The following is a 21,260-nucleotide window of genomic DNA, read 5'->3' as shown; positions in this document are numbered from 1 at the left end:
CCAAAAATCCTGAACATTGTCCTCATTGCGACCCTATGACTACCGGACAACACCAAAAATCCTGTACATTGTCCTCATTGAACCCCTATGACTACCGGACAACACTAAAACTCCTGTACATTGTCCTCATTGCGACCCTATGACTACCGGACAACATCAAAACTCCTGAACATTGTCCTCATTGCGACCCTATGACTACCGGGCAACATCAAAACTCCTGAACATTGTCCTCATTGCGACCCTATGACTACCGGACAACACCATAACTCCTGTACATTGTCCTCATTGCGACCGTATGACTACCGGACAACATCAAAACTCCTTTACATTGTCCTCATTGCGACCCTATGACTACTGGACAACAACATAACTCCTGTACATTGTCCTCATTGCGACCGTATGACTACGGGACAACACTAAAACTCCTGTACATTGTCCTCATTGATCCCCTATGACTACCGGACAACACTAAAACTCCTGTACATTGTCCTCATTGAACCCCTATGACTACCAGACAACACCAAAAATCCTGAACATTGTCCTCATTGACTGCTTTGATTCTCTGTACTCCCCAATAATTCTCAATGATCAGGGAACTAAAACTTATCATATAAAAAACCCTGGTATATACCAGGGTTTTAAAAGATATTAAGCAGAGAAAACAATATCTACATTTTTCTCGACAACTACTTTTTGTATTCGATGCTTTTTTACTTCTTCTATGTGAATGACGAAGCTTTCACACTCCACTCTTTCTCCTTTTTTCGGGAGATAGCCGAGCATATCAGAAATCCAACCACCTAATGTGTTAGCGGTGGATTCTGCTACTTCAAGTTGAAGCAGCTCCGTAAAATCTTCCACAGGAAGACGTCCATCCATACGGAATTTCAATTCATCGAGGACTTCCACCAAGTTTTCATTTTCATCATGCTCATCCCAAATTTCCCCGACAATCTCTTCTATAATATCTTCTATCGAGATAATACCCGCAGTTCCACCATACTCATCAAGGACGATGGCCAGATGATTTTGTGAAGTTTGCAGTTCTTTAAGAAGGTTAGATATTTTGGCAGAACCGATGACAAAAAACGGACTGCGTGCAATTTCTCTTAATGAAAAGTTCGGGTTCTGGACATATTGGGCAAAGAAATCTCTATGTGAAATCACTCCGATTATATTATCAATGGACCCTTGATATAAAGGTAAGCGTGAATATTGCTCTTTTATAAAAATGTCTTTAATTTCTTCAATAGACGTATCCTCCGAGATGGCTACTACATCAGGTCTTGGCGTAAGGATATCTTTCACGACAATATCATCAAACGCTATGGCATTGTGCAGTAATTCTCGTTCTTGTGTGAGAAAAGTCCCTTCTTCTTCCCCAATTTCCACCATCGCTATGACGTCTTCTTCTGTTACAGTAGGCTCCTCCTTATCTGCACCAAGAAGTTTTTTGATACCTACTTTTAATTGGACGAACAACCATGTAATTGGATAAAAGAGTTTCATGACTGTCATTAAAGAAGCAGATATTATTAGTAAATATTTTTCTGCATATTGTTTTGCTAAAGATTTCGGCAAAATCTCCCCAAAAACAAGGACTATTATCGTAATAATTCCTGTCGTGATTGCTAATGTACTGCCACCAGGGCCGTATAGTTGCGTAGCAATGTTTGTAGCTATAGCTGCCATTGCTATGTTGACAATATTATTACCTATTAGAATTGTAGAAACACTTTGATCAAAGTTTTCTGCCATGTTTAATGAGCGTTTTGCTCTTGCATTGTTGTCTGCCTGATTACGTAGTCGCACTTTGTTCACGCTCGTAATAGCCGTTTCAGATGCCGAAAAATATCCTGATAATATTAACAATGCCCCTAATAAAATTATCGAGTCATAGGGTATACTATCCAAGTTCTCATCACTCTCCTACATATATATATAATAAATATATTTTGAAACGGGAAATTTAGCAATAAAAAAGCAGAAAAACACATAAAAATTTTGTATTTTTCTAAAAATTCATTTCTATTGAGAATGCGAAAAAACCATGTTATAATTATCTTGAATTCGAGATATTTTAAATGAAACCATTTATTATAAAAGGAGTGATAACCTATGCAACTGTTAGGTTTACACCACGTTTCTTTATTAACTGCCAAAGCAGAAAAGAATTATCATTTTTTCACAGAGGTTCTTGGAATGCGACTTGTAAAAAAGACCGTCAATCAAGATAACACATCCTCTTATCATCTGTTTTATGGTGATGCAGAAGGAAATCCTGGAACAGAGATTACCTTTTTCGATATTCCTGGTTTAGGCAGAACGCATGAAGGAGTTTCAAGTATTTCTTCCACTTCCCTGCGGGTGGCAACAACCGAATCACTTCGCTTTTGGCAACAGAGATTTCAGACATTCAACATCAAACAAGAAGAAATAAAACAGCGTGCAGACAGGGACACTTTAGCGTTTGAAGATTACGAAGGAACAAAGCTATTATTAGTTGCTGATAACGGAGAAAATGGTGTACCAGCAGGTGTTCCATGGGAAAAGAAAGACATTCCGACAGAACATGCCATTATTGGACTTGGACCTGTAACGTTGACTGTTAAATCTGCTCTGCCAACCACAAGCATCTTAACCAATGTGCTTGGCTTTCAGCATAAAGGGTCATATCCTTCTCTTAAAGGGGATTTCCCTGCAATTGAAGTGTACACAACAGGGGCAGGCGGGCCAGGAGCAGAAGTTCATATTGAGACAAGGCCTGATCTTCCACCTGAAAGAATAGGACGGGGTGGCGTACACCATGTAGCATTCCGCGTTCCAAACAAAGAGGAGTTCCAAAAGTGGGTGCAACGAGTAAGGGAAACTCGCCTTCCGAACTCAGGAGAAGTAGAAAGATACTATTTTAAAGCACTCTACTTCAGGGAGCCCAATGGGATTCTTTTTGAACTATCCACAGACACACCTGGGTTCAGTGCAGACGAGCCTTTAGAGACAATGGGAGAAAAACTTGCACTTCCTCCATTTTTAGAACCAAAAAGAGAAGAAATTGAAGCAAATTTACGCCCACTTGAAATAAACTAAATAGAAAATGGAGTTGAAATCGAAGAGTTGATTTCAGCTCTATTTTTTTTTGAAAAATAAATTTTTGAAAGCGCTGACAAGTTTAAGCCTATACACATATAGTGTTAGCAAAGGGAAAGGAGGGTGTTATATGGAAAGAATCATTCTGTTTTTCGCTGCCATGCTAGCAGGTTTTGCGCTTCTTAGAGTACCAATGACAGGAACGTTTGCTGCTCTTGAGCCGATCACTAGTATTCTAGGCGTCATTACTGTTCTAGTATTCTCACTTGCCTTAATCTATAGAGGGGTACGAAACCTCATAAATCGATAAATATTTGTGTTATTATTTTTAATAGGTTAACAAATCTCGGAGCCGTGCACACTCCGGGATTTTTTATATGGGGAGTGATGGAATGAAAGAAACAATAATTTCTTGTCCTTCAAGGGACTTAATTAAAGAAGTGGCCTCTTTTATTGCTAGACTAAATGGACAATCCAGCAGCCATATTGGATATTGTGGCAAGCAACAAAAGGAAATCGCTAGTTCCTTGCAAAATGATCTCACAGATGTACCGTTCGAAAAGGCATTCGTATTGGCCTATAAGGAAGAAGATTTAGTTGGGGTAGTTGGGTTTGATGCTGATTTCACTCAAAAGACTGCAGAGGTATGGGGGCCGTTTGTAGAAGAGAATCACCAAGAGCAAGCAATATTTTTATTCCAACAAATGATGCAACTTATCCCTTCAGAAGTGGAAAAGCTCTTCATGTTTCCAAACAAGGAGAATAAATTAGCAGTCAAAACTGCAACAAATTTTGACTTCATCGAACAAAGCAAACAGGCCATTTTGATTATGAGGCGAAATGAATTTTCTTCCTCCCAAGATGCAAAGCTACACTTGCTTACAAAAGAATATAATAATGAGATGATCCGCCTGCACAACCTGGCCTTTCCTGATACATACTATAATGGAAAACAAATCATTAACCGAATTAGTGAACACCGGAAAGTATTTAGTTATATGAGAGATGACAAATTAGCAGGGTATATTTATGTGGAAGTAGAACCTGAATTTTCTGAAGCAAGCATTGAGTTTATTGCAGTGGATGAGAGTTTCCGTGGACAAAACATCGGTACAGAACTTTTGAAAGGTGCGGTTTCTTGGATCTTTTTAATTGAAGAAATAGACGAACTTCAACTATGTGTAAATACGACCAATAATCAAGCAATACGTTTATATCAAAAGGCTGGTTTCAGGCTTGCAGATGAGCTTATTTATTTTAAAAAGAAGCTGAAGGTTCTCACGTAACCTTCAGCTTCTTACTCTTGTAATTTTTGACGATCTATTGATTGCGGAGGCTGCTCCATCCATCCTCTTCTTATCAGGATCTCCAGTCCATCCTCCCCATATTTGGCTACACCCCACATAATGGTGGAGTAGTATTATATATACGACATAAAAAAACAGACTCCTTATTTGAAGTCTGCTTTGACGATTAATCCAATTTTATTCTATTGCCAGAAGGATCCATTGCAAAATATAGGCCATCTAATACCTCTACTTTATAGCCTAATGATGTTAGCCTATCAACTGCAGACAGCTTCTTTTCTTCACTAGAAAACACCAATGAGAACCACACAAGACCTACCGAATTACCTTCAGGTGCCGGTGCTCCGACACCATTCCATGTGTTCAGTCCGATATGATGATGATAACGTTCTGTTGAAATAAACAAAGCCTGGTCTCCATAGCGAGTGACAACTTCAAACCCGAGTCCTTTCGTATAAAATTGCTCGGTATCTTTTAGTTCAGAAACGTGAAGGTGGATATGTCCCATAACTGTTTCTTTAGGTAGACCACCCCACGTGTTATCTTGACCCTCTTTTAACAAGTCTTCCACATCAAGTGCTATTGATGCCATCTCCACTGCTGTTCCATTCCAATTCCATTCCTGAGCCGGACGGTCTCTGTAAATTTCAATTCCGTTTCCGTCTGGATCCGACAAATACAATGCCTCACTTACAAGGTGATCTGAAGCCCCTTGGAGACGGACACCATTGGCGATAAAATGATGAATGATGCTACCAAGATCTGCTCGTGAAGGTAAAAGAAGTGCATAATGATAAAGGCCGGTTGTTCGCTGGTGCTTTGGTTTAATACCCTTTGGTTGGACTATAGTCAACAACGGAGTCTGGCCATTTGCCGAAAATACCGCTTGGGATTCTGTTTGTTCTAATAGAATAAAACCGATTACTTTTGTATAGAAATCAATGGAGCGTTGAAGATTTTCTACATTTATCATGACATCCTGCACATAAGTGGCAGGACTTTGATGGAAGTGTTTCATATATAGGTTCCTCCTTGTGTTTTTTATTTTGAAATTAAATATCTTGAATTAAAGATATTTTACCCCATTTGTTTCTAGATTGATACAATTACTTCTATTCATTGAGAAAATAGGGTGTGACTATATAAGCCACACCCTACTTAATTTTCTTTTAAACGAGCTGGTTTTTCTCTGTCACTTTGCTCCAAAGGTCTTCTGTCCCAGCTGCCCGCTTAATTGTATTAATTGCACCTTGATGCAACCCCTCATGCCAAATGGCGAAGCTCAGCAGCTCCCCAAGCGTTGTAAGCTCATAATCTCCCAATTTGAATGGCTGTTGAATAGGTTCTTCCAGTTTCCCAGCGAAGTCCTTTTGAACACGAGAAGGCTGTTCAACTAAATAGTTCCTGATCTCTTTCAAGGTAGGTGGATTCGTCTTCCATTGATGGGGGCTTGAACCTCTTGCAAACAATTCAAGATAATCCTTTGGTACATGGTGTTCCTCCCCAAGGAACGGATAGAGCAGTGTATCTTGAGAGACGAAAATATGCCCCAAATTCCACCTGACTGTATTTTTCACATTTCCCGGCATCTCATCTGCTAATTGCTCTGTTGTGGCATCAAGAGCCGCGATGGTTCTATTGCGCACAAACTGCATTTGCTTAAATAACATATCTTCCATCTTTTCATCCCCTATGTGATTTCTCCCTTATACTCTTCTTCATATATCAATAAAACCCTTCTTAATTGGATTTATTAAGTATTGACGATTTTTAGCAGGAAATGTCGAACGGCATGTATTTTTTGTTTTTGGAAAGTATTTTCTGTGTTTTGGAAAATAAACTAGTGGTTACTCCTCGTATTTTTTGTCGAATGGAAAATAAAACAGCCACTTTGGAAAATAAATATTTTTAGTAGCCAATATTCACGTTGTTATTCAGCTAAACAAAGAAAAAAAGCCACAGGATTACATAGATCCCGCAGCTACATCTAACATTTAAGCACCTTTTTCCTCAACATTTGGTGATTCATCTTCCCAGCATTCCGTATTTTCTAATCCCTCAATATTACTCGCATAGAATACAGGATCTTTTCCTTCTTTCCGTTGATCCAGATAGTCCTTTAATACAGCAAGAGCAATTTTTCCGATAAAGGCTAATGCTATAAGGTTGGTGATAGCCATCAATGCCATAAATAAATCTGCGAGGTTCCAAACCATGCTCAGACTAGCTACTGAACCAAAGACTGTCATACCAAGAACTGCAAAACGGAAGATCATAATCGCTGTTTTGCTTTCTTTAATAAATTCTATATTGGATTCTCCATAATAATAGTTTCCGATAATGGAACTAAAGCAGAATAATAGAATCGCAATCGCTATAAAGATGCTCGCCCAAGGCCCAACATGTTCAGCCAGCGCCACCTGTGTCAACTCAATTCCTTCCATTTCTTCTCCGCCAGGAATTCCTGCCAGCAGTATGATGAAGGCTGTTGCACTACAAATTAAGATAGTATCCACAAAAACTCCAAGCGTCTGAATGAAACCTTGTTTGGCAGGATGACTTACGTCAGCAGTTGCCGCTGCAACCGGAGCACTACCCATACCAGCTTCATTCGAGAACAGTCCGCGTTTTACACCATTCATAATGGCAGCACCGATACCACCGGCTACCGCTTCGTTTAAACCAAAAGCACTGGAGATAATCACACCGATTAATCCTGGAATTTCTCCGATATTGATCGCAATGACATATAACGCCAACAACAAATAAGAAACAGCCATAACTGGCACAACGACTTGTGAAACTTTGGCAATTCTCTTTACTCCTCCAAAGATTACCATAGCTACAATTGCTGTAAGTACTAATCCAAGTACTAAGCGATTCACGCCAAAGGCTTCGTTAAATGCGACGGCAATCGTGTTCGCCTGAACCGAGGTAAATGCCAACCCAAAACAGAACGTAATTAAGACAGCGAATAAAACACCCATCCAACGTGCTCCCATTGCTTTTTGCATATAGTAGGCTGGTCCACCTTTGAATCCGCTCTTATCCTTTACTTTGTATACCTGCGCAAGCGTACTTTCAATAAAGCTTAAGGACGCACCGAACAGCGCAACCACCCACATCCAAAAAACAGCACCAGGACCTCCAAGCGAGATAGCAATCGCCACACCTGCAAGGTTACCTGTACCTATTCGAGTTGCCGCACTGATACAGAAGGCACCAAAGGACGACACTCTCTTTTTCGCTTCATTTGATGTCGGGCTCTCTTTTAATAACCGAAACATCTCACCTACCTGTGTAAACTGAACAAATTTTGACTTTAAAGAAAAATAAATCCCTAAACCAACCAATAATGCAATAAGAACATAAGACCAAAGAATTTTATTACTCCATTCAATAATTATGTCTATCATGATGTTCGCACCTTTTCTTTAAGATTCAACACTTGCGATATTGGTAACGCTTCCAATATTTGTTTATCAATAAAAATATTTAATAGAAAAGCTTTAAAGTTTTCCTATTAAATACTTTTATCTATCAGACTGTTGTTATTACAGACCAGTGATAATTAAAAACAAGTGTTATATAATACTTTTATAACTTTATCACTATACTAAAATAGTTTCAACAATTATTATTGAATTAAATACTTTCTCTATTTTCAAAATTTTATTCATTCTAATTAATCCCAGGAAATTCTTATTACCTTTCTTTGCTGAAATGGTTTATACTAAATCTACTAATATGGACCACTAGGAGGAAGCTATATGACAGAAAGTAATGAACCTAAAAAAATCAGTCTGCAAGAAGCGATGAAAAAGCAATTGGAAAATAAAAAGAAACAGGCAGCAGGCGGCAAAGGGAACTTTAATAGTGCACAAGGATCACAAAAAATGAAAAGCCAACAAACGAAAAAACCTAGCAACACCAGAAGAAAAATGGGTGTCTAGAGAAAAGTTTAAGTATTATAGACTTCCGTTGATTGAAGTGGAAGGCGCGTAGACGCCCGCGGGATAAAGCGACAGGTGAGGCCATGCAACGGAGAAGGCCACTAAAAAACTGATACAGTAAAGTTTTTAATGATTCCTAGCTGTTGATTGGAGCAAAAGGCGAAGACTCCTGAGGGAGATAGCGCTAGGTGGAGACCCCGCAGGCTTGCCGAGGAGGCTCTCGTCAGCCCCTAGGAAAGCGAAGCCATTTGCGGAAATCAACAGCGGAGTCTAAACAACTTAAAAAAATCAAAGACTTTTTCAGTGGCCTCCAATGGAGTGAGGAGGCTCACGGACCGCCCGCAGGCAAGCGAAGCGCATGGAACGGAAATCAACCCTTTAAAAAAGGCAGTAAGTGGATAAATCATTCCACTTACTGCCTCTTTTTCATATGAAAAGTTTTTTCTCCGAATACAGTCAGCTTGGTCCCTTGTCTCCCCCGCTTTTTCTCAATTAACCCCATTTTTTCTAGCGTTTCAAGCCTTGACCTTACTTGCTGTTCAGTTAAGAATCTCCCACCTCTTCTTGTTGCTTCCGAAATCTTCATCCTGCTAACTGTTTCTCCAGACGATTGTAATTGATAGATAATTTCTACTATGTTACTCAATTCCTCATTTAAATCTTTTTGAATGTGGGGAAGTTCAGCAGCCTTCACCTCCAGAGTAGTCGCTACCTCTTTTAGATTCCTTCTGGCCTGCTGAAAGAATCCTTCATTTGGTATATCTTCCACCTTGATCGTATTTTCTTCGCACACAGCAAGCATATAATCTAGTGTATTCTTTAGTTCACGGATATTCCCATACCAGTCATACTCCTTGAGTTTCTCCAATACTTCAAATTCCAGTTTTATAGATGATTGATCGCTTTGTTGAATGAAATGTTGAATAAGGTGTGCGATGTCTTCCTTTCTTTTACGAAGCGCAGGAAGCTGTAAGAACAAGACTTTTAAACGGTGATATAGATCTTCTCGGAATTTCCCCTCTTCCATTAAAGAAAGCAAGTCCTTGTTCGTGGCTGCTACTACCCGGACATCCACCGGAATAATTTTATTTCCTCCTATGCGAAGCAGTTCTTTTTCTTGCAGCACGCGAAGTAATCTTGCTTGGACCTTCAAGCTGATATCTCCTATTTCATCTAAGAAGATGGTACCCCCGTTTGCTTGTTCAAATAGCCCTTTTCTTCCTCCTTTTTTCGCACCTGAGAATGCACCTTCTTCATACCCGAAAAGTTCACTTTCTACAAGATCTTCTGGAAGAGCACTGAAATTAACTGCCAGAAATGGACCGTTACTACGTGGAGAAGCATTGTGGATAGAGCTTGCAAACAATTCTTTCCCTGTACCACTTTCCCCTTGTATGAGAATGGTTAGTTCGGTTTTAGCTAGCTTACGGGCTATTTCCTTAGTACGAAGTAATTCTGGATGGCTACCCACTATATCCTCGAAATGATACTTTCCATAGAACCCTTTTTTCACTAATTCTCTTTTTAATTGTTTTTCCATTTCAATGGTTTCACTTGCATCCTTAAACGTAACAACTATCGTACCTTGTGGATCTATCATGAAACGATGTACCATAAAGCTCATCGCATTGATGGTAAAATAACCGTCTGCTTCTTCCTCTCGTTTGTTCATAATGAAATCATAAAGATTGCGTTCGGTAATCACATCGCGAACATGTCTGTCGGCCGCTTTCTTCATTGGTATTCGGAGAAAACGTTCCATTATTTCATTAAAGACTGTAATCCTTCCCAGCTGATTAATGGCCAAAATCCCGTCATTTACTCCGTTTACCACCTTTTTCAGGTGATCACTGATCTTATTCGCTTCCTGATTTGCGTCCCCTAACCTTTTACTCAATCTTGTAATGGTACTTATGTATTTACTAGAAACCTGATCCTGTTTTTCTTCTAAAAGGCCCAGCCTGTTTAATATCGTAATAATGGTCGTAATGTCGATAAGCCTTGGACCTATATTGATTACTTCTTGCACATAGGAAGGTACGAGGTCAAGTTCACCTGGCGTAATAGCAATCTTTATTTGTTCTTCGTCCTTTTTGCCAGGGAAATAGGGGATTAACTGAAGGTGATTAATTCCAAGAATTTCGAAGGAAGAGATCGCTTCCTGGACCGTTTCCGGAAAGTCGTTCACATATAGTACTTTTTCGCCTCTTGCAACGCTGTATATTTTATCAATATTAAGAAAGTTAACAATTCGCCTCGCTACTAGTACTGTACAATTGTCTCCGATATATTCTTTGGCCTCCTCCTCTATTAGATGAGAGGATAAAATAATCAGTTGATTGTGTACCTTGGTTACTTTGTGGGCATCAACGGAATAACTGCGAATTCGAATAAAATCGCCGATGATTTCATTCAATTGGTTATCAAGTGTTCTCCTTGTTTCTTCCGATCCAGCTAACAGCGTCAGTTCCCTTGCTTTTATCCCCAACCCCACACACCTCCATCTATAGAAAAACACTGTCCTTTTAGGCAACAGTGTTTTTCTACTATTATAACTTACTCAAATGTTCCTTTTACAAGCAGTTTTTTATTCCACATCATTTTTTGTCCAAGTGCGATAACAGACTCCACCTCAAATGACGAGTCATTTAAGATTACAAGATCGGCGTCCTTTCCTACTTCAAGTGTCCCTTTCGAAGCTAAGCGCAATACTTTAGCAGGGTTCTCTGTAATAACTTTCAATGCATCCGCGGGTTGTAGCCCTTCATCTAGAATGGCGTCTTTCACTTCTTTATATAGGGATGTGACCCTTCCTAATTGCAAACCGATGAATTCTCCATTTTCATCAAACTCCGGCAAGCTTGCTTGACCGTCTGAAGAGAAAGTAATTTGCCCTATTGGCACGCCTTTATTGAGCATCTCTTTTAAACCAACACTGCATTTCGTTTCACCTTGTTCAAGGAACTTCGCTATACTTGAAGTGGTAAAATCTACATAGCCGCCTCTTTTCGCATGTTCTATTCCCGCTTCAAACAACTCTCGATTGCGATTGATATGTGTAGGCAAGAATTGACGGATTGGGATATCTGTTTTTTTAATAACCTCTTCTAAAATAGATAGTTTGCTAACACTGTCTCCCAGGTGCATATTCACGATTCCTGCTTTGCCAGAAAGCATTCCACCTACCCGTGCAGCTGCAGCAATTTTTGCAATTTCCTCGTAACTCGGTTGAGAGGAACGGTGATCGGCAATCGCTATCTCCCCAACTCCGATAATCTCTTCTATTAAAATGAGGTCATCTTCAACCATTCCTGTCAGTGTTTTGACGGGAACTTGATAGGACCCTGTGTGAACATAGCAACTAATTCCTTCTTCTTTTAACGCTTTTGCTTTAGCTACAAGGCTTGTCATTGTCCGTGTAGTTCCATCTGTCCCAATGACGCCAACAAGTGTGGTGATTCCACCTTTAATGGCATCCGACAACACAAGTTCAGGGGTGCGGGTACGATAACTGCCTTCACCACCGCCGCCCATGATGTGGACATGGTTATCAATGAATCCTGGCACAACTAACTGGCCTGTAAGATCGAGCACTTCTATATGGGCTGATTCTTCAAATTGTATGCTGTCCTCCATTGCCGCAATTCTTTTATCGACAATTAATATATCTTTTTTCCCTAGATAATCAGGACTGTAAACGGTCCCGTTTTTTAATAACTTAATCATGTAAGAAGTCTCCTTCAGTTTTTCATCCTATTCCACCCTTAGTGATAACCTAACATTCGTAACCGTTCCTTTTTTAAAAGAAGCCAAGGCTTTAGGCTCATAGTTTACATCACTTTGGTAGTATTTAGAAATAACTCCCTTTTTCCATTGTAACGCAAAAACCGGATCAGATGCATCACCTTTTACAGTGGTCACCTGTTCTGTTTCTGTACTTTTAGCAAAAGAGAGCAGGGATTTCGTAGATTCATATTCTCCGCTGAATAGGTTAGGGCTTTGATAAGGAGTGGCGTCCCTACGATCCACTTCTTGTTTATTTTCCCCAGGGATGACTTCTTTTGTGACCATATTGAAGGTATCTCCTTCAGTCAAGTAATGCACGATGATATCTTTTACTTCAAATCCTGGGGATGTCCCTTTTTCATTGAAGGTTGCACCACTCGCATCAAGAATCCACACACCGTTCTCCCCTACCACTTTACCAATAGCACCTTTAATCTCAAGAGCAGTCCCCTCATCCAAGCCCACACCGATTTCATGGCTGGTGTCTCGCATTGCGACAAGCAAACGTCCGAGTCTACCACGCATATCGAAGTGCGTGTCGGTTAAGATGTTTTCAACTAGTCCAAGCCCTGGTATCTGAAAATTATTGTCTTCTATGCTAGGATCCAAAAAACCAGTCAATGGTACATCAGCGACGCTTTTCACTTCCGTATCATTGATGACTAACGCTTCAAAACTTCTCCCCACACCAAACATCGGGTTACTCATGACATGCGCGCCTGCACTTGTACCGGCTACCACACCGCCATTTTCATACACATACCGGATTGCTTCCATAAGCGGAGTCGCCGTTCCATCATCTTCTAGCAACGACCTTGCATGCTTCATTTGATCTCCTCCCTGAAGCATTACTGCATGGCTGCTTTTCACAAGATTTATGAAATACTCATCATTAGCGACAAAATCAAATGTGTCTACTGCCAAAGGAATATAAACCGGCTCAAAGCCTCTGTTCCTGAACTCGGTTTCAAGTGCCAAATAAGGTCCATCGTCAAGGTGAAAGTGGTCGTACGCAACGTCTACAGAATCTCTGGAACTATTAAAAATGGCGATTCTAGGACGTTCTACACCCGCAGCTTTTCTAATTGCGTTGAAATATTCATCCGTATCCCCTGTGGCACCCCCAGCAGGAAGCACCGTGCCTACACCGTCCCCGATTGTTTCCAAAGGTACAGGCATAGAATTGGTATTTATCACCTTAAGAGATTTACTAGAGCCAAGCACTTTTTCTTCGCTCACTGCTGTTACATAGGCATAATACAGCCCATTGCCTAATGTGTCTCCCTCGATTGTCTTTTGATTAGGAGTAAAGGGAACGGGTTCATTTCCAATCTCATTTAGAGAAAGTAATTTCCCTCTATTTTCCCGCTCTAGCTCTTCAAGAGACTCTAAATTCTCTGCACTAATAATGGGCTCCACCAGTTCTGTCAGTCCTTTTGAAGAGTAAAATAAGAAATAGTGAGTGACTTTTTCGTCATCTGCTTGTTCAAAAGTCACTGAATAATTCTCAATCTCTCCTCCGCTACCCTGTAGTTCTACATTAGTAGGGTATGGGTTAATGCTGATGGTTCGGTCTGCCTCTGTCATTCCCAATACTCCATCCTCTCCAAGTGTTGCTGCATATGCATAATAATCGCCTACATTTAAAGGCTTACCGGTTATTACATCCAACTGATCAGAGCGAAAGGTATTCCCTCCTCCGTCTGCATAGTTCAGATTGGTAATTTTATAGAGTTTATCCTTATTCTCCCCTTCATCCTGTGAGGTTAGATGCTGATCTATTTGTTCAGGGGTTAATCCATCCATATAGTTCCAAACTTCGTAAAAGTCTTTTTTGGAATAGAACATCAAATAAGACTTTACACCATCCATCACTTTCGCCTTTTGAAAGCCCAGTTGATAATCTTGAATAACGGAGCCATCTCCATTTTGAAAAAGCATAACATTTTTTAAATCATAATCCTGACCTTTTTCAACAAACAGAGTGTAAGTATCTTTTATTCCCTTAGGAGTAGCAACATCGATTTGTACCCTTACCTTACTTGATGGCATCTCTACCTCCACTAGTTTACGATGGTTCACTCTTTCTCCATTAACCGCCACCTTGGCATTGACAGCTTTGGGGGTAATCGACAACAACAGTACTTCATCGTTAGTTCTTACTGTGTATTCTTTTACCTCCGTGCTAAACTCACCTCCGAGCTCCCCGTTATGCACGAGCAATTCCTTCAAATCTGTGTTATGGACATGGGAAGGATTTGCATAACCGCTTGTTGCAGGAAATAATAAAGCACCACATAGCAAAACAGCAAGGATCTTCGTTAACCGTTTCCACTGCTTTCTGAGCATGAGGATACCTCCATTGTATTATTTTCCAGAGAATACAAGTGACAGGCGACATGGTGACCATCCGAGTGTTCTAACAGCTCAGGACGTTCAGTATGACATTGTGTCATTACTTTCGGACATCTCCCTACAAACGCACAGCCTTTGGGCGGGTCTACCGGAGAAGGGACATCGCCTTGAAGAATGTTTCTTTCCTTCCGCTCTCTCGGGTTGGAAATAGGAATGGCATCAATCAAAGATTCTGTATAGGGGTGAAGCCTTTTCTCAAATATCTTATCCGCTTCTCCTATCTCTACGATTCTACCTAAATACATCACCGCCACCCGATTACATAAATGCTGAACAACACTTAGATCGTGGGAGATAAATACATAGGTCAGCCCAAATCCTTCTTGTAAATCTTTTAATAAATTTAGGATTTGTGCTTGGATGGATACATCTAGAGCCGCAACCGGTTCGTCGGCAATAATTAATTTCGGCTTTAAAATAAGCGCCCGGGCAATTCCTATACGCTGCCTTTGACCTCCTGAGAATTCGTGGGCATATCGGTGAAGATAGTTCTTATTTAAACCACATACCTCCATGATATCTTCCATTAATTTTCGTCGTTTGTTTCTTTCTACTCCGTGTGCCTTTAACGGCTCAGCCAAAATCTGTTCGACTGTCAGACGAGGATTGAGCGATGCATATGGATCTTGAAAGACCAATTGCATATCTTTGCGTCTGCTTCGCATCTCTTTGACGGAGAGTTCGCGCAAACTCTCCCCCTGAAATTGTATTTTACCTTCTGTCGTCTTCAGCAGCTGAGCAACTCCTCGTCCAGTTGTTGATTTCCCACAACCGGACTCCCCTACCAAACCTAGCGTCTCCCCTTCATTTATCGTAAAGGAAACACCGTCTACTGCTTTTACATAAGAGGCAACCTTTTGTCTTATCCCTTTTTTGATCGGAAAATAAATCTTAAGGTCTTTCACTTCTAACAATGGTTTATTCATACAGTTACACTCCTATCCGCATGAAGCCAGCATCGGCAAGAATGACCTTTGTTTATTTCTAACAGCTCTGGGTCCTCTTCTCTGCACAATGGAATCGTCTTACTGCAGCGATCAGCAAAACGGCAACCTTTCGTAATGCTCCCAGCCAATGGAACCTGTCCCGGGATGGAACGAAGTCTCTCCCGTTTTTCCCCAAGCTTTGGAATTGACTGTAACAGTCCAATCGTATACGGATGTTTAGGGTTATTGAACAATGTATCTACATCCGTCTCCTCCACAATTTCTCCTGCATACATAACAATGACCCTGTCACACATTTCTGCAATCACTCCAAGATCATGGGTGATCAGCATAATGGCGGTATCGGTTTTCTCTTTCAAAACCTTCATTAAATGGAGAATTTGCGCCTGGATGGTTACGTCCAATGCAGTTGTCGGTTCATCTGCAATTAATAGCTTTGGTTGACAAGCAAGACCCATGGCAATCATCACGCGTTGGCGCATTCCACCGGAAAGCTCAAAAGGATACGCTTCGTAAATTTGTTCTGCACGCGGAATCCCCACTAGTTTCAACATATCTATCGATCTCTTTCGTGCCGCTTTTTTTGTTATATCATTATGTAAAAGCAACACTTCGTCCAATTGCTTTCCGATTGTAAATACAGGATTAAGCGATGTCATCGGTTCTTGAAAAATCATGGAAATCTCATTACCTCTAATTTTCCGCATATCCCTTTCTTTTTTTTCTAACAGATTTTCTCCTTGGTAATGGATGGATCCACCTGTTATCTTTCCTGGCGGCGAGGGCAAAAGCCTCATGATAGATAGGGACGTGACACTCTTCCCACAACCAGATTCCCCTACAATTCCAAGCGTTTCTCCCTTGTGAACGTCAAAGGATATCCCATTTACCACCTTCAACTGTTTTCCATCGCTTTTAAAGCTAACCTCTAAATCTTTAATTTCAAGCACTTTTTCCATCTATGTTGCCACCTCCTACTCTTTTAACTTCGGATCAAGCGCATCTCGCAATCCATCTCCTAAAATATTAAAACTTAGAACGGTAATAACAATCGCAAGCCCCGGAAAGAACGTCGGATGAAACACATTTCCACTATTGTCCTTTGCTGCACTTAACATAGAACCCCATTCTGGAGCGGTAATGTCTCCTCCGAGTCCGAGAAAGCTTAGTGCTGCACCAATCAAGATCGCTACCCCAATCCGCATCGTTAAGTAAACCATTACCACTGACAAGGTTCCCGGGAAGATATGTCTCATGATTATCACGCTATCCTTAACTCCAATCGATTGGGCCGCTTCCACATAAGTCATTTCTTTTAAAGCAAGCGTACTTCCACGGACAATCCTGATAAAAATAGGAATGGTGAAGACCGCCACGGCAAAAATAATATTTGTTAGTCCTGCACCAAGGAAGGCTATTACAGCGATTGCGAGTAAAATCCCAGGAAATGCGAGAAGAATGTCGGTAAAACGGGTAATCAAACTATCTGTTTTGCCTCCATAATAGCCAGCTATCAAGCCCAGTGCCGTTCCAATCACAGCACCTATGGCAACCGAAACGAAACCGATAATAAGCGTTTCTCTTGTCCCCATGACCACTCTGCTGAATATATCTCGGTTCTGATGATCTGTCCCAAAGAAATGGAGAGAAGAGGGCGGTTGATGCTTGTAGATGTCTACTAAACTCACTTCTGCTGTTTCCGGAATAATGGAAACCAACTTAGGTGTAATCTCATCAACCCCTACCGGAAGATGCACAACCGAGGACACTGTACCTGCAACAACTTGAATTAGCGCGTCGCCCTGTCCTTTTAATGTGACAAGCCCTTCTTTGGATACAGTTGCAAGCTCCTCATCAAGTGACAGGAATTCGACTCCCCCATCACTTTCCTCAGAACTTCTCGCCGACACAAAGCCACTTCCTTGATTGTTATTCTCTTTTTCATCCTTACCATCCAATAAAAAAGTATTTATTTCATCTAACCCATTGATGGAGCTTCCATCGGAAAGAATCGCCTTTAGGTTAATGGAGTATCTGTCCCCACTATCCATTATTTCATTCGGCTGCTCGGCTTCTATCCGAATAATGCTTGACTCTATTTTTTCCGAGTCATCTGATACACTGACTCCTATCTGGGACCGAACTCCTTCACTTTCAATGGTTGTGTTGGTAGTCCCAGAAGTATTGGCTGTTATCGTGACACCATCTGTCATTTTTCTGATGGAAGCAATTCTTCTATCTTCACTTTCAACGTTAATCCTTAATAATTCGGAGCCAGCAATGGTACTCCCATCACTTAACACCCCTTTAAATTCTACCTGTTGACTTGTTAAATTCTCTGAATCGATGCCTTTTTCTTCATATTGAAGTGTGACAGGGCGATACGGATCAAACGGTGCAATGATAGACCCAAAAACGCCAACAAGTACGATGAAAGCAACAATGATAAACGCGACAAAAGCAAATCGCTGTTTGATGAATTTATGAAGGAACACCTTAAAAGGAGAATACGAGGTGTGCATTTTTTTGCTCATAGTTTTGTCTCCTTTACTATTAATCGTATCTAATTTGAGGGTTCAGAAATCCGTAACTAATATCCACTAATAGATTGACAACTAAAAACTGAAAAGAGAACAGTAAAATCAATGCCTGAATGACTGGATAATCCCTTGCGAGAATGGAGTCGACAAGGTATGACCCTAGTCCAGGCCAAGCAAATACTTGTTCCACTACTACCGCTCCCCCAATGAGGAATCCAAACTGAAGTCCTGTCATGGTCACAACTGGGATGAGTGCATTCCTTAACACGTGACTCCACGCAACAACCGATTCTTTCTGGCCTTTTGCTCTGGCAGTCCTTACATAGTCCTCTCTCATTACCTCCAGAACACTAGATCTTGTAAACCTTACAATCGTCGCCGCAACTCCAAATCCCAACGTGATGGATGGGAGGAAAATATGAGCGAATGTTCCGCTTCCACTTGTCGGAAACCACCCAAGCTGCACAGCAAATATCTGCATGACCATCAGGCCGAACCAGAACTCTGGAACACTTAGCGCTGTAATCGCAGATACCATTCCAAGTCGGTCCCACACCGTATTTCTTTTCGTAGCGGAAATAATCCCGACAAAAATACCAATAAGGATTGCCCAGAACATCGCAAGCATCGTTAAGGTAAATGTAAAACCAAACCGCCTCATAATTTCAGTAGACACTTCCGTTTTTGTCCGGTAGGAAGACCCAAAATCGCCATGTACCAACATGTTATACATATAGGTACCGTACTGATAGATGAGTGGTTGATCGAATCCTTCCTTCGCTCTCAACGTTTGGTATGTTTCTTGATCCAACTCTGCTCCGTACATGATGCGTATCGGATCTCCTGGAGTTAAGTGCACAAATAAAAAAGCAATAATCGTAATGATAAGTAAAATAGGAATCATGCCAATAATTCTTCTGATTGCAAATTGAATCACGCAGTCCACCTCTTCTTATAAAGAGTAGACTCATAGGTTTCTCAGGACCTATGAGTCTATTTTCTATTATTGTTTTTCTACTAAATTAAGATGTACTCCCCCTGAAGGAAGAACATAAATACCATTTACATCTTTCCCTTTTGCAATGATGGTGTCTGGAATATGCAAGAATACCCATGGAGCGTCCTCATAAATTTTCATTTGAATATCCGCATAGATGGATAATGCTTGATCCTGGTCAGGAGTACGAAGGGCATCGTCAAACAGACCGTCCAATTCTTCATTAATATAAAAGCCGGAGTTATTGAAGTTTGGCGGTACACGATCAGATGCAAAGTTTGGTCGTAATCCATAATCAGCCTCACCTGTACCCGGTGACCAACGGCCAATCCAAAGATCCGTCTTTTCCCCTGCATCTAACATTTCAAAAAGGGTACCACTTTCAAATGCCTGTACTTCCACATCAATGCCGATCTCTTTCAATTGAATGGCAACATACTCCGCAACAGAAACAAATTCTGTTGTATTTCTTGTCCATAATGTTGCTTTGAACCCTTCTTCCATTCCTGCTTCTTTCAGTAATTCTTTTGCAAGTTCCTTGTCATGTTCATATACATTTTGCCCTGCATATCCATAAACAGCAGGAGCGATAGCGGAATCCGCCACTTGTGCATATCCATCAGCAATCTGCGCGATAAGCCCATCCTTATCAACTGCATGGTTCATCGCTCGACGAACTTTCAGGTCTTTGTATTTCTCCTCTTGAAAATTCATTCCGATATAGAAAACGTTTGTAGATGATCCCACATATAAATCAACGTTCTCTTCCTGTTCAAGTTCTTTGGCATTAAGCGTTGGGATTGGGAAGATTACATCCACCTCTCCTGTTTTCAGCTTATTGACACGAGTACTTGCTTCAACAATTGGCAGGAAGGTAATGCTGTCGACTTTTGGTTGTTCTTGGGTGTTCCAATAGCCATCATTTTTTGTCACAACAATTTGTTCGCTGTCTTTCCACTCTTGGAATTTGAATGGTCCAGTGCCGACAGGATTACGGTCAAGGTTATAGTCAGGATCTTCTTTTTTCTTTTTCAGTTCTTCCGGTGATTTGAAAGATGCGGAAGAATGCGCCATATAAGATGCCATGGCGGAGTTAGGCTCTTCCGATTTAATAGTGATGCTGTATTCATCATTAACTGTCACTTCACTGATAAAAGAGAAAAAGGATGCACGAGCTGAGCCGTTTTCCGCATCACGGACAAAGTCTAAATTTTCTTTTGCTACTTCTGCATTGAAATCTGTCCCGTCATGGAACTTGACTCCCTGTTGGAGAGTGAAAGTAATTTCCGTTGCATCTTCATTAAAGTTATATTCTGTTGCAAGAACAGGTATAAGGTTCATCTTTTCGTCAAAACGTAGGAATCCTTCAAACATGGTGCTTTGAACGGTTGCAGAGTTACCGTCTGTTGAGTTGAACGGATCTAAGGATGTTGGTTCGGCTTCAATACCGACTGTTAACTCGCCACTAGCTTCTGCTGTTTCTTCTGGGGTATTGTTTTTATTTGTGTTCTGGTCTGGTTGATTATTAGTGTTGTTGCTTGTTGTGTTTGAACTACACGCTGCAAGAAAAAGTAGACAGAAAATTAATAAATACTGCATCATCCATTTTGCTTTACTCTGTTTTCGTAATTGCCATTGCATACGGTTGATTCTCCCCTTTGTGAATTATGTTTTTATTCTCATTAGTGATAAATGCAAGAAGCGTGCCAAGAATGGAATATTCAAAATATTTATATGAGAGGTGCAGTATGGTGGGTGTTTGGGGTGGGAGAAATCTTTTGGTTGCTTTTATTGGGGTTTATTGGTTTTTTTGTTGTGTTTTCTGGTTGTTTTTGGTGTTTTTTGGTGAAATAGAATTCGGACTGGAGATATGGAAAGCATGTTATAGGACTTAATATAGCTTCTATGATGTCTGCTCCTTTGTTTTTTCACTTTTTCCTGGCGTCATACGCCTTCTATGACGACCGGTCCAATGTTTTTTCACTCTTGCGGGGCGTCATACAACTTCTATGACGACCGGTCACCCGCTATTTTGCTCTTTCACGTCGTCATACGCCTCCTATGACGACCGGTCACCTGCTTTTTCGCTCTTTCACGTCGTCATACGCCTCGTATGACGACCGGTCACCTGCTTTTTCACTCTTGCGGGGCGTCATACACCTCGTATGACGACCGGTCCCCCGCTTTTCGCTCTTTCACGTCGTCATACGCCTCCTATGACGACCGGT

17 protein-coding genes are annotated in these 21,260 nt (G+C 40.9%); 4 read left to right on the top strand and 13 right to left on the bottom strand.

What is annotated here, in order from left to right; all coding sequences use genetic code 11:
* Positions 1-648: 648 nt before the first annotated feature.
* Positions 649-1,914 carry a hemolysin family protein gene (locus HF078_RS00950; protein ID WP_169289450.1) on the bottom strand — a complete coding sequence of 422 codons (1,266 nt, stop codon included), beginning with the start codon at positions 1,912-1,914 and terminating at the stop codon, positions 649-651.
* 204 nt (positions 1,915-2,118) lie between these two features.
* On the opposite strand from HF078_RS00950, the gene HF078_RS00945 reads away from it, so the two are divergent.
* The 3 genes from HF078_RS00945 to HF078_RS00935 all read left to right on the top strand — a co-directional run bounded on the left by HF078_RS00945 (position 2,119) and on the right by HF078_RS00935 (position 4,373).
* Positions 2,119-3,087, top strand: coding sequence for a ring-cleaving dioxygenase (locus tag HF078_RS00945; protein ID WP_169289449.1), 969 nt, complete (start codon positions 2,119-2,121; stop codon positions 3,085-3,087).
* A 130-nt stretch (positions 3,088-3,217) separates the two neighbouring features.
* Positions 3,218-3,397, top strand: a complete 180-nt coding sequence (locus HF078_RS00940; RefSeq protein ID WP_060666998.1) for a hypothetical protein — start codon at positions 3,218-3,220, stop codon at positions 3,395-3,397.
* Between the two features lie 82 nt (positions 3,398-3,479).
* Positions 3,480-4,373, top strand: a complete 894-nt coding sequence (locus HF078_RS00935; protein ID WP_169289448.1) for a GNAT family N-acetyltransferase — start codon at positions 3,480-3,482, stop codon at positions 4,371-4,373.
* A gap of 11 nt (positions 4,374-4,384) precedes the next feature.
* Here the strand turns inward: HF078_RS00935 and HF078_RS00930 are convergent, their stop codons facing one another.
* The 4 genes from HF078_RS00930 to HF078_RS00915 form a co-directional block, all read right to left on the bottom strand.
* Positions 4,385-4,495, bottom strand: a complete 111-nt coding sequence (locus HF078_RS00930; protein WP_346775295.1) for a DUF3231 family protein — start codon at positions 4,493-4,495, stop codon at positions 4,385-4,387.
* Positions 4,496-4,560: 65 nt separating this feature from the next.
* Positions 4,561-5,412, bottom strand: a complete 852-nt coding sequence (locus HF078_RS00925) for a VOC family protein (protein ID WP_169289447.1) — start codon at positions 5,410-5,412, stop codon at positions 4,561-4,563.
* A 151-nt stretch (positions 5,413-5,563) separates the two neighbouring features.
* Entirely contained in the window at positions 5,564-6,073 is a 510-nt protein-coding gene (locus HF078_RS00920) for a DinB family protein (RefSeq protein WP_169289446.1), read from the bottom strand.
* A gap of 315 nt (positions 6,074-6,388) precedes the next feature.
* Entirely contained in the window at positions 6,389-7,810 is a 1,422-nt protein-coding gene (locus tag HF078_RS00915; RefSeq protein ID WP_169289445.1) for an alanine/glycine:cation symporter family protein, read from the bottom strand.
* 354 nt (positions 7,811-8,164) lie between these two features.
* Here HF078_RS00915 and HF078_RS00910 point away from each other — a divergent pair, with 354 nt between their 5' ends.
* Complete coding sequence (locus HF078_RS00910) at positions 8,165-8,347, top strand: hypothetical protein (RefSeq protein WP_148989604.1); 183 nt, start codon at positions 8,165-8,167, stop codon at positions 8,345-8,347.
* Between the two features lie 412 nt (positions 8,348-8,759).
* On the opposite strand, the gene HF078_RS00905 is transcribed toward HF078_RS00910, so the two are convergent.
* The 8 genes from HF078_RS00905 to HF078_RS00870 all read right to left on the bottom strand — a co-directional run bounded on the left by HF078_RS00905 (position 8,760) and on the right by HF078_RS00870 (position 20,673).
* Positions 8,760-10,835 (bottom strand): sigma-54 interaction domain-containing protein, encoded by a 2,076-nt coding sequence (locus HF078_RS00905; RefSeq protein WP_169289444.1) that lies wholly within the window; start codon positions 10,833-10,835, stop codon positions 8,760-8,762.
* A 68-nt stretch (positions 10,836-10,903) separates the two neighbouring features.
* Positions 10,904-12,073, bottom strand: coding sequence for a beta-aspartyl-peptidase (iadA, locus tag HF078_RS00900; protein WP_169289443.1), 1,170 nt, complete (start codon positions 12,071-12,073; stop codon positions 10,904-10,906).
* Between the two features lie 27 nt (positions 12,074-12,100).
* Entirely contained in the window at positions 12,101-14,482 is a 2,382-nt protein-coding gene (locus HF078_RS00895) for a cyanophycinase (RefSeq protein ID WP_169289442.1), read from the bottom strand.
* On the bottom strand, positions 14,455-15,474 hold the full coding sequence (locus HF078_RS00890) for an ABC transporter ATP-binding protein (protein ID WP_169289441.1): 1,020 nt from the start codon (positions 15,472-15,474) through the stop codon (positions 14,455-14,457). The genes HF078_RS00895 and HF078_RS00890 overlap by 28 nt, the downstream gene beginning before the upstream one ends.
* A complete protein-coding gene (locus HF078_RS00885) occupies positions 15,471-16,454 on the bottom strand; it encodes an ABC transporter ATP-binding protein (RefSeq protein ID WP_169289440.1) in 984 nt (327 codons plus the stop codon). Before HF078_RS00885 ends, HF078_RS00890 begins: the two co-directional genes overlap by 4 nt.
* Before the next feature lie 15 nt (positions 16,455-16,469).
* Positions 16,470-18,029, bottom strand: a complete 1,560-nt coding sequence (locus tag HF078_RS00880) for an ABC transporter permease subunit (RefSeq protein WP_169289439.1) — start codon at positions 18,027-18,029, stop codon at positions 16,470-16,472.
* Positions 18,030-18,048: 19 nt separating this feature from the next.
* Positions 18,049-18,972, bottom strand: a complete 924-nt coding sequence (gene nikB / locus HF078_RS00875; RefSeq protein WP_169289438.1) for a nickel ABC transporter permease — start codon at positions 18,970-18,972, stop codon at positions 18,049-18,051.
* A 66-nt stretch (positions 18,973-19,038) separates the two neighbouring features.
* Positions 19,039-20,673: a glutathione ABC transporter substrate-binding protein gene (locus tag HF078_RS00870; protein ID WP_169289437.1), complete on the bottom strand. Its 1,635-nt coding sequence runs from the start codon at positions 20,671-20,673 to the stop codon at positions 19,039-19,041.
* Positions 20,674-21,260: the final 587 nt, after the last annotated feature.

The sequence above is a fragment of the Bacillus sp. RO2 genome, from assembly GCF_012911845.1.
GTDB lineage: Bacteria > Bacillota > Bacilli > Bacillales > Bacillaceae_I > Sutcliffiella_A.
This window is presented reverse-complemented; position numbering and strand designations above follow the sequence as displayed.